This is a genomic window from Candidatus Oscillochloris fontis (genome assembly GCF_004138135.1).
GTDB lineage: Bacteria > Chloroflexota > Chloroflexia > Chloroflexales > Chloroflexaceae > Oscillochloris > Oscillochloris fontis.
This window is the reverse complement of sequence record NZ_RYFD01000072.1, coordinates 1-13,588: the sequence shown is the minus strand read 5'-3', so window position 1 is coordinate 13,588 and position 13,588 is coordinate 1. Positions and strand designations below refer to the sequence as shown.

The following is a 13,588-nucleotide window of genomic DNA, read 5'->3' as shown; positions in this document are numbered from 1 at the left end:
TGACTGATTTCCCCTTCCATCAATGCGGACAACCCGGTTGCCGTCGTTTGACCGAAGGAGCTAATGAGATAATCACTATAGAGGTCGAACAGTTCATCGTTTTTCATAGTTCAGATTGTAGCATATCCCTGATTTTCTGGGTGCGTAAGGTGAGTTAAAGATTGCCCCATTCCCATAGGGATTTCCATATCCCCCATAGCGCAACACTGCCCGCGTCAGGCTACTCGTATTGTTACTTCCATCCTCAAATTCAATAACACCCCAATCATTTGCGGCTGGTATGGTTGTTGTTCCATCACCATTGGTGTCACCGCAGATGGTATCATCGTTTTCAGATGTAAAGTAGATCGGATTTTGGAGCGTTCCATTCGCATTGAACGTACCATGAACAAAGATCGACTCGTTCAAACCGGCTTTAATCACCGTACCGGGCTGTATAGTGAGCGTTACCCCCGTATTGATCGTCACATCGCCCTGTAGGATGTAGATAAACACTGATGACCAAGTCGTATTCGTGCTGATAGCGCCACTCACGAACTGAATGCTGGCTCCACAGATGGGGCCGGGGCCGGTTTGGGCATAGCTGGGGTGGGGGGGCAGGAGTGCAGAAGTGAGGAGTATCCCAAGGGCTACGAGCATGCGCAATATCGGGTGGTAACGCATAACAGCCTCCTTGCAGGGGCGATAGTTGTAGCCTAAGCATACTCCTTGCGTTGTAATACCACTAGTGGTGGTAGCTCACCACTACCTGAGCGTTTTTCAAGATTGGCCACAAGTGTCTGCATCTCATTGACGAGGTACGCCATCCCGCGCTCATGCGCAAAGGCGATCACCATCTCCGCCGTGCTGCGTGCGCGGCTGCATTCGCCCTGCGCAGCAGCCAGATGGGCCAGCGCGGCCTGGATGAGCGTGGCGTCGTAGGGGTCACCGATCTCGTCTTGCAATTGCTGGGCCGCCCCAAGATCCTGCTCTGCTGCCCCTAGATCACCGAGGGCGATCTGCGCCTCACCGCGCACCCGCAGCGCACACGAGATGAAGACCTGGCTCCCAATCTGCGTGGCCAGATCGAGCGCCTGTTGCGCATATTGCTGCGCTCGCTGCGGATCGGACTGCCGCAGGGCAATGTCACCAAGTACATACAGGCAGTGCGATTCTTCGTCGCGCACGCCGAGTTGCCCAAAGATCGTGCGGGCCTGCTGAAGATGCTGGGTGGCAGAGTCAAGTTCGCTCTGCTCGTATGCGATCATTCCCAGGTTCAAGAGTGCGAAGGCGTGGTGTGCAGGGATACCAAACTGTTCGCTCATAACCCGGCACTCATGGTAGTACCGAGCGGCTGATTCGTGATCCCCCGATTCGTGGAAGATAGCGCCCAGACTATTGATCGTGATCAGTCGGCGCGCCAGATCGCCAATCTGTTCAACCAGACGCAGACTGCGATTGAAGTAGACTAGGGCATCATCAATCTGACCACTGACTTGGTGGTAGCGGCCTAGGTTATGCAGAATGGCAACACTCAAGATGGTATCATCGGCATGTTGCACCAACTCCAGACTCTCCTCCAAGCGTGTGATCGCCGCTGCATACGCGCCGCGCCGCCCGATCAGGGTGGCCTGACGCATCAGGAGTGCCGCACGCTCGCCGGGGTTGGCCGGGGCGGGCGGGAGTGCGGCTAATCCCGCCGCACACGCCGCTTCTGCCGCATCGAAGCTGCTCTGGCGCATGAGTGCCTCGGCCAACTGGCTGTAGATGCGCGCCGTCTCGCTGCGGATCGGCCCGTTGGTGGCGGCCAGTTCTAGCCCCTGCCGACAATGCGATTCGGCCTGGGCATATTCACCCGTCCGAATCGCAATCTGGGCCAACAGGCGCTGGCGGCGCGCCTGGCGCACATCCTGAGCCGGGCTGTCAGCGATAGCCGACTCGATCAATGCCTGGGCTTCAGCATATTCACCCTCTATTGCGCATAATTCCCCTAAAGCACTGCGCGCCGCCGCCCGCAACTCCGGCTCAAGCTGGGCAAACGGCAAGCCGCTCAACAATGTGCGCACCTCCCGCCCATGCCCGGCATTGATCAGGCTCCACACATTCCGACTCAGCACCGCCGCTACCCGTACTGGCAGATCGGCATGGGCAAAATGACGCCCCGCAGCCAGATAATCACCCACCTCATCCGCATAGTAGTCCGCCGCCCGTGCGTGGAGCGTCTTACGCCGCCGGACGGGTAGGCTACGGTAGTAGAAGCCCTGCACTATCGCGTGCTGACGGTAGAGTGAGCCACTCGCCCGCTGTTCCACACTCAACAGATGCCGCTTGAGCAACCCAGCCAGCGTGCGCAACACCGAACGCCCCCCGGTCAAGACACTCAACACATCCTGGTCGCCCCCATAACCTTGCAGCAGCGCCAGCGCCTCCATCAGCTTACGCTCGGCACTACTCAACCCGGCATCCACCTCGCGCAGCAGGTACTCGCCCAGATCGTCGCTGGCCATCAACTGTTGCACCAGTTGGGCTGGCCGCACCCCGCGCTTCAGCGCCGCAATCGCCAGGGTCAGGAATTGTGCATTGCCCTCGGTGGCCTGCGCAATCACCTGGGCTTGTTGGTGGTCAATACCGGCCACCTTCTGCACCACCAACTCGCACGCAGCCTCCTCGGCAAGCCCGGCTAAACTCAGACTCACCAGCCCACGCAGCGCAGTGGGGATCGTGCGCGCCGTGGCCAACAGCCGCAAACCAGCAGCGTGGGCAGCATCAATCAGCACCCCAATCACCCGCAAGAGCGCGGCATCCTCAGCCAGATGGAGATCGTCGAGGCAGATCAGCCCATTCCAACCCCGCATCTGCTGCACGAGGTAACTCGCCAGCAGTTCGGGCGAGAGCGGCGGCCCGCCCGACTGACGCGCTCCTTGGAGACGTTGCCATGTATCGGGCTGCCCAAGGTGGGCCAACCAGCCCGCCAGCCGCCAGATCAAGACATCGGGGCCTTCAGCGTTGCGGAAACTATGCCAGAAACAGTGGGTTGTGGCGGGCACCTGCTGGGCAAAGGTTGCGGCCAGGGCGGTCTTACCTGCACCCGGCATACCCACCAGCGCCACCGCGCCGTTCTGTGCGAGTGCATCTTGGAGGCGGCACAGATCTGCGGTGCGCCCGACCAAACGCGGCGGGGTAGGCGGATGTTCGGGTTCGGGCGGCGGGAGGTTGCGCTGTTCAAGCAACTCATCGAGTTCAGCCAGCAACTGAGCCGCGCTAGGGCGTTCAACCGGCGCACGCGCCAACGTGCGCCGCACGAGGGCTTCAACCTCCGGGCGCACATGCGGGTTAGAGGTGTGCAGCGGCGGGATCGGCGCACTCGCGAGGCGCGGCGGGATCTGGCGCGTCAGCAAGTAGTAGAGCGTGGCCCCCAGCGCATAGACATCCGAACGAGGTTCGGGCAGGCCACGCAACTGTTCGGGCGGCATATAGGCCGGCGTCCCAGCCGTCGCGAGCGGTGCATCCGTATCATGCCGCAGTACCCCCGCGAGGCCAAAATCAATCAGCACCACCCGGCCACTCACATCGCGGATCAGATTAGCGGGCTTAATATCGCGGTGCAGTACTGCTGGTTTGCGCGCATGCAGATAGACCAAAGCGGAACATGCATCACGCACATAGCCCAACGCCTCGCGTTCGGGCAACGGATCTTCGCGGCGCGCCATCATCGTGGCCAGACTCTCCCCGGCGACATACTTCATCACCAGACAGAGGTGGGAATCCAGGTGATCATAGACATCGGGCAAGTGGCGATGACCGGGCGTACTCAGATTGGCGAGCAGGAGCGCCTCGGCAGGAAAGGCGGCCAGCAGATCAGCAATCTGCTCAGGGGGCCACGCGGGGTTCAGGCGAAGTTGCTTCATCGCACAGAGGCGATTGAGGTGGGTATCCTCGGCCAAAAAGACCTGACTAAAGCCACCGCCGCCCAAGGCGCGGTCAATCCGATAGCGGCCATGCGCGAGGAGATCGCCACTCCGCAACATCGGCACATGCACATGGCCAAGAGGTGGAGTGGTGCGTTCACGCAGCAGCAACACCCCACAACGCCCACAATAGCGAGCATTGTTACGGTTGTGGTGCCCACACGCCCCACATGTTGGCAACATCCGATGTGCCTCTCTACGATGTATATGCGCAGGTGGTAGCGAGTAGTATAGCATGGCGTTTTGTGGTGACATTAGCGGCTGCGCCACCAATTTGAGCACAAAACGAAAACTTCTACAACTCCTAGTGGACACCAGAACCTAGTAGTGGTAGGATAGGGGCACTTTAGGCATATTCTCGCCCAGTGGCCGAATGAACCCGCATGGGATACCAGGAACACCAACAGCGGGCCCGTAATGAGCGCAACGAGGCACTACTCTGTGCGGTGCTAACCGTCAGTGATACGCGCACGCCAGCCGATGATGCAAGCGGTATGGCGATCTGTGCTGCGCTCACACAATCCGGCCATGATGTGGTAAGATATGAGGTAGTTCGTGATGAGCCGACCGAGATCGTTGCGCTTGTGCGAAGCCTTGCATCCACAGGTTGCAAGTTGATCATTACCAACGGTGGCACCGGCATTACCCGGCGTGATAGTACCATCGAAGCAATCGAGAGCCTACTGGAAAAACGTCTCCCAGGGTTCGGCGAACTCTTTCGTATGCTCTCCTATGCCGAGATCGGTTCAGGTGCGATGCTCTCACGGGCATGTGCAGGCACCTACCAGGGTACCTTGATCTTCTGTCTACCCGGATCCACCGACGCTGTCCGTCTCGCCCTGGAACAATTGATCATGCCCGAGCTGTCCCACCTGGTATGGGAGACTGTACGTCAGTGATGCGATGGTTACAGTTTTCTGGTATAGTGTGAGCGTCGCAGCCTCTACACTGCCATTCTCCTCGTAGCTGTGTAAGGAGCCAGAGAGCCCATGACGAGCGTAGAAGCATTCCGTGGCCTGCACTACCCCAATAAGATCGGACGCCTCTGCTTCCTGTCGCTCGAAGAGGTGATGGGGCAAAACGGTGTGAAGGCGCTGCTCCGCCTGGCAGATCTCCACCAGTATCTCGATGCGTATCCGCCAAATGATCTGAAGCGGGAGTTCCCGTTTGAGGCCATCGCGGCGTATTCGGTAGCACTGGGGACGATGTACGGCCCGCGTGGTGCACGTGGGCTCGAGTTGCGCGCCGGTCGAGTCGCCTTCTCCTTGGGCCTGAAGGAATTCGGCCCACTGCTTGGTATGGCCGACCTCGCCCTCAAGCTGATGCCGATCACCATGAAGCTCAAAATTGCGCTGAATGCCACGGCGCAAACCTTTGATCGCTTCAGCGACCAGGCCAGCCATGTGGAAGAGGAACGCGGGCAGTTTGTCTACCACATCACCAAATGTTCGAACTGCATCAGTCGGCCCGAGCCAGGTCCGGTCTTCTATATCGCTCGCGGTATCATCGAAGAAGCCACCGCCTGGGTCTCCGGTGGGCGGCGTTTCGCCGTCGAACAGTGCAGTTGTATGGCCCAGGGCGCTCCCTCATGTAGTTTCAATATCGGAAAAGAGCCCCTGGAGTAGGATTCACGGCAAAAGTCACAATGCACGGGTGTGCATTGTGACTTTTGCATGCTGTGGCACCCATGCGCTGGATCGCCCTCAAACTCATCCGCTTCTACCAAGTTGCAATCTCTCCTTGGATCCCCCCAAGCTGTATCTATACGCCCACATGCTCCCAGTATGGCTTTGAGGCGATTAGTCGGTATGGGTTCTTCAAAGGTGGTTGGCTGACTATCAAACGCATCCTGCGTTGCCATCCCTGGGCCAACGGCGGCCACGATCCCGTCCCCTAACCCTGCAACCTTCTGCGCCACACCAGCGTCCTACCTCCAAGCGATGGCAGATCCCGCGTGCTGTCCATCTGAAACGGCGCAGTTGGCGCCAGGAGAATGTGAACGGTGGCCGAACCATCCCGCCAGTTGATCACCTTCGCCCAACAGGGTGACTCTGCGGCGCTCACCCAACTGGTGATCAGCCAGCAACAATATGTCTATAGTATCGCCATGAGCGTACTGAAGAATCCCGAAGATGCCGCTGATCTGACTCAAGAGGCGTTTATTCGGCTCTTCCGCGCACTACCGCAGTATAACGGCGAGAGCCGCTTTACCACCTGGCTCTACCGCTTGGTCGTCAATCTCTGCCGCGATGAACTGCGTCGCCGGGGGCGTCAGGTGCCAATCACGCCACCGATGACCGAAGATGACGAGCAAGATCAGATCGGCGGGATTGCCGATGATGACCGCTGGAGTGACCCGGCCCAGGCGCTCGATTCACACGAACTGCGCGATCAGGTGCGGCGGGCATTGGATCAGCTTGAAGAACACTATCGGCTGGTACTCACGCTCTACTATTTTGAAGATCTGAAGTATACCGATATTGCGGTGATCCTTGATCTTCCGCTCAATACAATCAAGAGCCATATTCGGCGTGGCAAAGATCGCTTAGCCGCCATTCTTGAGACCCAGGAGCAGCCTCCAACCGCTCGCGCGGTGGCTGATCCGCATGTCCGCCCCCAAACGGGCGGTTCATCCCGTATCGCGCCACTCAGCCTGATGTGGCGCTTGGCTGGGAGGTGACATCATGACGCCAACTCCGCAACTCCCACCCCGTGGGCCAGATGATGCCTTGGATCAAATCTTGCGCCAAGAGCTACGTTGGGAGGTTCCCGCGCATCTGAGTGCCCAACTCCTCGCTCTGGTGCCCGGTGCGCCCCTGGTGATTGAGCCAGTACGCCCCAAATCCTGGTACAGCATGCTGGTGTTCGTGCTCACCGCGATCATTCTTGGCCTGTCACTGGCAATTGCCTGGGAGTTCTACCGCATGATCGGGATGGATCTGGGCCTGAGTGCCGTCTTGGCACAACTCCAAGCCGCCCCAGCCATTGGCCTGCAACGCCTGTATGATGCGCTGCCTGCCTCGCGCCAGTTCATTTCGGTGCTGGCCTCGGTGCGCGATCAGTTGCACTGGCTGTTGCTGGCAGTGGTGCTCTGGCTGGCGCTCGATGGTTGGCAGCCACGTCGCGCTACGCAACGGACATAAAAACATTGGGGTTGTTTGGCGGCTGCGCCGCCAAACAACCCCAAAAAAGATCTTCGGGGCATCTGCGCCGCCCCAAACTCTTATGGAAGGGAGTGTTGGCGGCTACGCCGCCAACACCCCCTTCCATATTCTAGATCCGTTCGCGGGCGCGGTGTAAGCGCCATGTGCGCAGGAAGAGCGTTGTGCCGAGTAGCAATACCCCACTCAACGGCACACCACTACTTGTCTCTGGCAACGGCGCGGTTTCGGTGGCGGTTGGCGTGGCCGTAGCACCACCACCGGCAGGCCCGGCGGTCGTCGCGGTGGTCGGAGTCACCGTCGGCGGGTCATCAGGTGCGCCACCGAGTAAGCCCCCCGACGAGGTGCTCGTCTCGGTGGGTGCAATGATAGTTGGGCTTACCGCTGCCGCCGCCGTTGGTGTGCGGGTTGGGTTTGCCGTGCTTGTGGCCTGAATCGGGTTCGTACCGACCACAATCAGGCTGGCGATGTTGGAGAAGACCGGCGTGGTCAGCCCGTCATACTCCAATTGGCCCTGGGCGACCAGCAGGGTTCCCGAACTGACATCAGGCTTGATACGGGTAGTGATGGTCAGTTCGACCCCTTCACCAGGGGCGAGTTGGTCAATGCTATAACGCACCTCATTCCCGGCCACGGATGGGTCAGGGCCGCGATCTACGTTGGCTCCCAGAACTTCGAGGTTGCTGGGCATCATGATGCGTAGGGCAACGTTTTTAAGGTTGCTACCCTCCGCAAACATCATTTTTGCCTGAACATCACCATGGGTTACGCTGTGCAGGGCAACAGGATTGAGGTTGTTGCTCCCATCAGTTGCAGCAATGCGTGTATTGCGCACCACAAGGGTAAAGCTGATCTGTTGGCCAGGATAGGCACTGCCCCAATCACTACTCAGTCGGAAGAAGACCCCTTCTGCGGGCAGGGGGGTTGCAGTTGCCACAGGCACTGTCGTCACACTGGGAGCAACCTCAACTCCCGCCGCCGGGGTATTAGTACGCTGGGTAGCCGGGGGGCGTATGACTGGCTGTGCCGGACGTGCCGTTGGCGGCGGTGGCGGCAGTGGTGGCTCAGTCGGTATTGCCGGTGGAACCGGGTTTGGATCTGGAGTAGGTGGTGGCGGCGGTGGCGGTGGGGTCACCGTTGCCTCAGATGGATTACCGCCACCACCGCCGCCGCCACCACCGCCGCCGCCACCACCACCGCCGCCACCACCGCCGCCACCACTACTCGTAGGTACCACTGCTGTGGGTACCACCGCCGTAGGAATAGCCGTCGGGATGGTTGTCGGCAGCGGAGTGACTGGGGTGACAACACTCGTAGGCAGAGCTGAGCCGGTTATCCGTACACTCACCGTTCGTGACGTAACCCCATCAGCCGTCGCGAAGTTGGGAATGATCGTCTCTGATGGTGTGGTGGTGCGCGGACGTACCTGCACCGTCACCGAAGCGGTATTCACCTGGCTCACATCAAGCGAGCAAGTCACCGTTTGGGCGGTCGTACATGTACCCGTATTCACACTCACACTCAGAACCTCAAGATTACTATTGAAGATATCACTGAAGCTGAGGGGGACAGTACGGGTACCTGAAGTGACAATCGAGATCGTGTAACTAAACTGCTGGCCAGGAGCTACTTCAGAGGCCGAGGCCACCATATAGACCTGGGTTCCAGTCGTTGAGGTGCCCGTATTGGTTGGTGCCACCACGGTTGTTGCCGTGCTGGTTGCCGTATTGGTCGGCGTCCCAACCCCAGTCGTGGCCGTGCTGGTTGCCGTATTGGTCGGCGTCCCAACCCCAGTCGTGGCCGTGCTGGTTGCCGTGTTGGTCGGCGTCCCAACCCCAGTCGTGGCCGTGCTGGTTGCCGTGTTGGTTGGCGCACCAATCTCGGTTGCCGTAGGCGTACTCGTAGGCGTATTGGTCGGCGCACCAATCTCAGTTGCCGTGGGTGTATTAGTCGGCGTATTCGTCGGCAAGCCAGTATTCGTTGGTGTGGGACTCGGCCCCGGTGTCGAAGTTGCCGGAACGGGCGTACTCGTGCGCCCGCTCTGATCCGGCCCCTGGTCGCCAGAAGGCGTGATCTCCTGGGCAGGCGCAAGCGGCGGCAAGATCCAGCGCGTCGTCTCGGCATAGAGTGGGAAAGCGATCATCAATACACTGAGGATGATCAGCGCGATCTCCCAACCCGTCCAGCGAGCCGGGGTACGTCCACGGCCAGTACGGGTAGAGGATGGGCCTTTGGCGGGTGGCTGCATAGCATCTCCTCGCTTCAACTGCGCGGTCGGGCGCTGATCAAATCCGCCACCACGATCAGGCGCTGGGTATCCCAATTCGTACAGGTGATCAGCGTTAACACAGGATTCGGGGTCGGACTCATCACTTCAACCTGGGTCGGCCAGACGGCGCGTTGAGTACGAACACGGTAGGTGTAGCTCCACCCACCCGTCTCGATCTGCACATCATCGCCGGGGCGGAGGAGGCCCAAATCACGAAAGACTCCACCACGCAGACCGGCGTGGCCGGAGAGAACGGTATTGCCGGTATGACCGGGCAGAGCGCTGCCGTGATGGTAACCAGCGGCATAATCCGCAACTTGCCATGCTCCATCAACGATAAATACCTCTTTGATCGGGGTATCAACACCGATTGAGGCCATAATCATGCGCTGCGGGCGCGGATCAGCCGCTGCCGGGAGGGCCAGCACGGGCTGAGGGGCCATGAAGTCGGCGCTGGGTGGATTGGCCATATCGGGCGTGGTGAAGGGCAACGCGGGCAGTTCGGCGGCGACTGCGGGTGGTACGGTATCGGGCAGGCGCAAGACGGGTGTCGGAGCGGGGGCCGATTCCGCGACCGAGGCGTTCTGGAGCATATAGAGCCAATCGCGCCCATAGCCATCCACAAACCAATACCCAAAGACGACGATTGCCGTGATGACCAAGCTACGTTCGGCGAGGTGGAGGACATGATCGAGCCATGTACGAAATAGGAAGGGACGAAGCGCAATCCGTTGCTGCTCGGAGGTTGATAGTAACCGCGCTGGCCCAAGCTGATCCCGGCGGCTCGGTACCGCCCCAGTAAGGAGTGTATCGAGCAACGCCTGATCGCTACTCTCTGGCGAGATTGTCGGGCGATCAACCACTGCGACTCCTTGGGATCGTGGGGAAAGGCAAACGGATCGGCTGCGCATCGCGTCGATCAGGCTCAGTATACACGAGGCGTTACCCGCGTGCAATAGGACACTAGGGCATGTGCAAACACCTCCGGTGGGGGTGCGGGGGCGGCTTCGCCGCCCCAAGAACTTTGCACATGCCCTGTTGCCCCTACACCCCATCGCGAAGCAACTTAGCAACCAACGCGATTCCCGCATCAAAGACCGGTGGATCAGTCAGGGCTGAGATGAGCAGGTGGCAGCCCGGTACATCACCATAGTAGAAACCGGGGTGTACCAGGACGCCTTGGTTGATCAGGTGCAACGCCAGCGCTTCTTCATCGTCCCAACCTTCCACAGTAGGAAAGAGGTAGTAGCCACCCGCAGGCGGGCGGAGGTGGAGGCGTGGGTGGGCATGCAGGAGGCTGCACGCCATGTCCATATTGCGGTGTACCCGTGCGACCATGTGCTGCACAAAGGGCATGCCTTGGCTGAAGAGGTGCGGGAGCATCGTCTGGGTCAGGCTATTGGCCCCCAAGAAGGTATCGTTGAGTAGTTCGATGCGCGGCGCATAGTGGCTGGCTGCCGGGTTGAGTGCGATCCAGCCCAGCTTGAGATCGGGCAGCGCGAAGAGCTTGGAGATCCCATTGAGGGTAAAGACGGGCAGATCGGAATGTAGTGTGGCCAAGGGCGGCGCAGGTGGCGCGGCATAGTGGAAGGGCGCAAAGACCTCGTCGCAGATGATGGGCAGGCCCAAGTGGCTGAGCACGGGCAGGGCCGCTGTAATGATCGCGCCGGTGGGGTTGTGGGGCGAGATGATCAGCACCCCACGGGTGCGCTCGTCGGCGGCGGCGCGGAGCGAGCGGCCATCCATGCGCCAACCTTCTGCTTCGATCAGATCATAGGGGCGCAGTTCGATGTTGTGTATTGCCGCGAGATACTCGAAGAGTGGGTAGGTGACGGACGGAGCGAGCAAGTTATCGCCCGGATCGGTCAGGAGGGCAAAGAGTAGCCCATAGGCTTCGCTGGTACTCGCGGTAATAAAGATCGCGTCGGGATCGAGCAGTAACGCGGGCGTGCGGGTCGCATAGTAGTCCACAATTGCCGCTCGTGCCTGTGGATTGCCATGTGGATCGGGTTGGTAGCGCCGGGTCGTCCAGTAGCGCGCCGCCGCCTGCTGGAGGATGTCGGCGGGGAAGAGTAACCCCTGCTGTGTCGGGTTGCTACTGGTCAGATCGAGATAGCCTGCACCCATCGCACGGATGTGGCGGGCTCGTTCGAGTGGGTTGGGGCTGAGATCGAGATCGGTGTAGCAACCGGGCATGGCGTGCTTCCTCGTTTTGACGCAAAGACGCCAAGGCGCAAAGCCTCCAATAGATGCCTCCATCAAAACCTTTGCGCCTTGGCGTCAATAAGTAGCTTCGTTTACCTCCAATGTGAATAGCTACCCCGATTATACTACTTGAATCTGGTTCTAAAAGATCCTACAATGGGTAGTAGGGGCGAAGCATCGCCGCCCCAATGCGCCTAGGTACAACACAATAATCCGCACGCGATGCTTCGCCTATGGAGGCTCCCCTGTGCCAGACGTGCTCGCCCTCGTCGAACACAAACTGCTCGATCAACGGCCACCACGACGCTTGCCCTTCTTTTTCCTCCCCAACCTGTTGGGCGAGTATCTATTGGAGCGTCCGCTACGTTTCTACCTCGATCCGATCATGATCGGGGGGCTGTTGCTGGTCGTCGTCTTCCTCTTCCTCGAACCCGCCGCGATCTTCTGGTGGACTCTGGGGCTGATCCTATTGCTGCGCTTTATTGCGATTGGTTGGGTGATCTATCGTGGGGTGCGCGAGGACTACCTGCTCATGCGATTTGGGGTTGTGACCCAAGCGCATGTGATGGGCATGCGTTTTGGGCGCGATGCGAGTGGTGAACTGTCGGGAGCTTACTTGGATTGTGTGATCCCGATAGGGCCACGGCGCACGTCGGTGGGGAGTGTCTGGATGCCGGACACGAACGAGGCGCAGCGCATCGCAACGATAGGCAACCTGCGGGTGATCTGCCTCCAGCGTGCCCCCGGTACTTGGCGGCTGCGCGAGGGCGATGGCCCCCATCTGCGGTATGAGCCGAATGCGCCGAAGCTCATTCTGCCGGACTGAGCCAAGCGCGTATGCTATACTAGCCTCGCTTTGAACTCGATCTAAAGTGAGGCAACTCAATGCGGATATATAAGGCGCGTGCGCCGATGCGGATCGGCTTCTTTGGTGGTGGTACTGATGTTAGTCCCTATGCCGAGGAGCATGGGGGCAAGGTACTCAATTGCACGATTAACCTCTTCGTGCGCTGTATGCTCACCCCTAGTCGGCAACCCGGTATCACCATTCGTTCGCTCGATCTGCAAGAGGTGAGCCGTTTGGTGAATGAGCGCGATTGGGACGGGCGCTTGGGCTTGCCGCAGGCGGTGCTTGATGCGATGCCGCTCCTTCAGTCGGTGCGCTCGGAGCAGAAACCGGGCTTCAAGCTGACCATGTTTAGCGATGCGCCGCCGGGGAGTGGTTTGGGTTCATCGTCGGCGCTGGTGGTGAGTATGCTCAAGGTGCTCTATGCCATTGCTGGCCAGAGCTACGATCCGCACCAACTGGCCGAACTGGCCTATCGGATTGAGCGCGTGGATATGGGAATCCCTGGGGGGCGCCAGGATCAGTATGCGGCGGTCTTTGGGGGCATGTGCCTCTACCACTTCGGCAAGGATCGCGTGATTGTCGAGCCGGTGATCACCGAACCCACCGCGCTAATGGAGTTGGAGAGCTGCCTGATCATCGGCTATATCGGGGATCGCCAACTACTCACCCGCCACCTCATGGATGACCAAGTACAGCGGCTGGTCAAGGGCGATACGCTGCGCTACCACGATGAGACCAAGGCGTTTGTGGATGAGGCCACCCGGCTCTTGCGCGGGCTGCGTATCGCCGACTTCGGGCGGCTGCTGCATGATGCTTGGGAGGTGAAGAAAGCCTTCTCGCCCTACATTGCCCCACCGATTGTTGACGAGGTCTATGCGCTGGCGCGCCGCCATGGCGCGTGGGGCGGCAAGATTACCGGCGCGGGTGGCGGTGGCTTTATGGTCTTCGCCTGCCCCTTCGACCGGCGTCTCGATCTGGAACGGGCGCTCATCGAGGCTGGGGTGGTGGTGCGGCCCTTCTCGTTTGTCACCCACGGTGTTCAGTCGTGGACGGTCGAGGAGCCTGATCCGGTTGAAGCGGGAGTTTTGCCATAGCCTTCACCAAATACCCAAAGCTGGACACACCTGCGCACCCTGAGCACGAAGGAGCCAACCGT

12 protein-coding genes are annotated in these 13,588 nt (G+C 59.9%); 7 read left to right on the top strand and 5 right to left on the bottom strand.

Annotated elements, in window-relative coordinates:
* Window positions 1–93: 93 nt before the first annotated feature.
* On the bottom strand, window positions 94–663 hold the full coding sequence (locus EKD03_RS17180) for a hypothetical protein (RefSeq protein WP_129633530.1): 570 nt from the start codon (window positions 661–663) through the stop codon (window positions 94–96).
* Window positions 664–695: 32 nt separating this feature from the next.
* The gene (locus EKD03_RS17175; RefSeq protein WP_161569299.1) at window positions 696–4,130 is read right to left on the bottom strand and encodes a protein kinase domain-containing protein; all 3,435 of its coding nucleotides are present in this window, start codon (window positions 4,128–4,130) and stop codon (window positions 696–698) included.
* A 200-nt stretch (window positions 4,131–4,330) separates the two neighbouring features.
* On the opposite strand from EKD03_RS17175, the gene EKD03_RS17170 reads away from it, so the two are divergent.
* From EKD03_RS17170 to EKD03_RS17150, 5 genes are all read left to right on the top strand, one after another.
* Window positions 4,331–4,846: a MogA/MoaB family molybdenum cofactor biosynthesis protein gene (locus tag EKD03_RS17170; protein ID WP_129633526.1), complete on the top strand. Its 516-nt coding sequence runs from the start codon at window positions 4,331–4,333 to the stop codon at window positions 4,844–4,846.
* A gap of 90 nt (window positions 4,847–4,936) precedes the next feature.
* Window positions 4,937–5,572: a hypothetical protein gene (locus tag EKD03_RS17165; RefSeq protein ID WP_006561118.1), complete on the top strand. Its 636-nt coding sequence runs from the start codon at window positions 4,937–4,939 to the stop codon at window positions 5,570–5,572.
* Between the two features lie 62 nt (window positions 5,573–5,634).
* Entirely contained in the window at window positions 5,635–5,844 is a 210-nt protein-coding gene (gene yidD / locus EKD03_RS17160) for a membrane protein insertion efficiency factor YidD (RefSeq protein ID WP_129633524.1), read from the top strand.
* Between the two features lie 105 nt (window positions 5,845–5,949).
* Window positions 5,950–6,627 carry an RNA polymerase sigma factor gene (locus tag EKD03_RS17155; protein WP_129633522.1) on the top strand — a complete coding sequence of 226 codons (678 nt, stop codon included), beginning with the start codon at window positions 5,950–5,952 and terminating at the stop codon, window positions 6,625–6,627.
* Between the two features lie 4 nt (window positions 6,628–6,631).
* Complete coding sequence (locus EKD03_RS17150) at window positions 6,632–7,090, top strand: anti-sigma factor (protein ID WP_129633520.1); 459 nt, start codon at window positions 6,632–6,634, stop codon at window positions 7,088–7,090.
* 130 nt (window positions 7,091–7,220) lie between these two features.
* Here EKD03_RS17150 and EKD03_RS18685 read toward each other — a convergent pair whose 3' ends face one another.
* From EKD03_RS18685 to EKD03_RS17135, 3 genes are all read right to left on the bottom strand, one after another.
* On the bottom strand, window positions 7,221–9,356 hold the full coding sequence (locus EKD03_RS18685) for a hypothetical protein (RefSeq protein WP_194085937.1): 2,136 nt from the start codon (window positions 9,354–9,356) through the stop codon (window positions 7,221–7,223).
* Window positions 9,357–9,370: 14 nt separating this feature from the next.
* Window positions 9,371–10,240, bottom strand: coding sequence for a sortase (locus EKD03_RS17140; protein ID WP_129633518.1), 870 nt, complete (start codon window positions 10,238–10,240; stop codon window positions 9,371–9,373).
* Window positions 10,241–10,421: 181 nt separating this feature from the next.
* On the bottom strand, window positions 10,422–11,573 hold the full coding sequence (locus EKD03_RS17135) for a pyridoxal phosphate-dependent aminotransferase (RefSeq protein WP_129633516.1): 1,152 nt from the start codon (window positions 11,571–11,573) through the stop codon (window positions 10,422–10,424).
* 256 nt (window positions 11,574–11,829) lie between these two features.
* On the opposite strand from EKD03_RS17135, the gene EKD03_RS17130 reads away from it, so the two are divergent.
* Together EKD03_RS17130 and EKD03_RS17125 are read left to right on the top strand one after the other, a co-directional pair.
* Window positions 11,830–12,408 (top strand): hypothetical protein, encoded by a 579-nt coding sequence (locus EKD03_RS17130; protein ID WP_129633514.1) that lies wholly within the window; start codon window positions 11,830–11,832, stop codon window positions 12,406–12,408.
* 59 nt (window positions 12,409–12,467) lie between these two features.
* A complete protein-coding gene (locus tag EKD03_RS17125; RefSeq protein WP_129633512.1) occupies window positions 12,468–13,526 on the top strand; it encodes a GHMP family kinase ATP-binding protein in 1,059 nt (352 codons plus the stop codon).
* The last annotated feature ends 62 nt before the right edge of the window (window positions 13,527–13,588 follow it).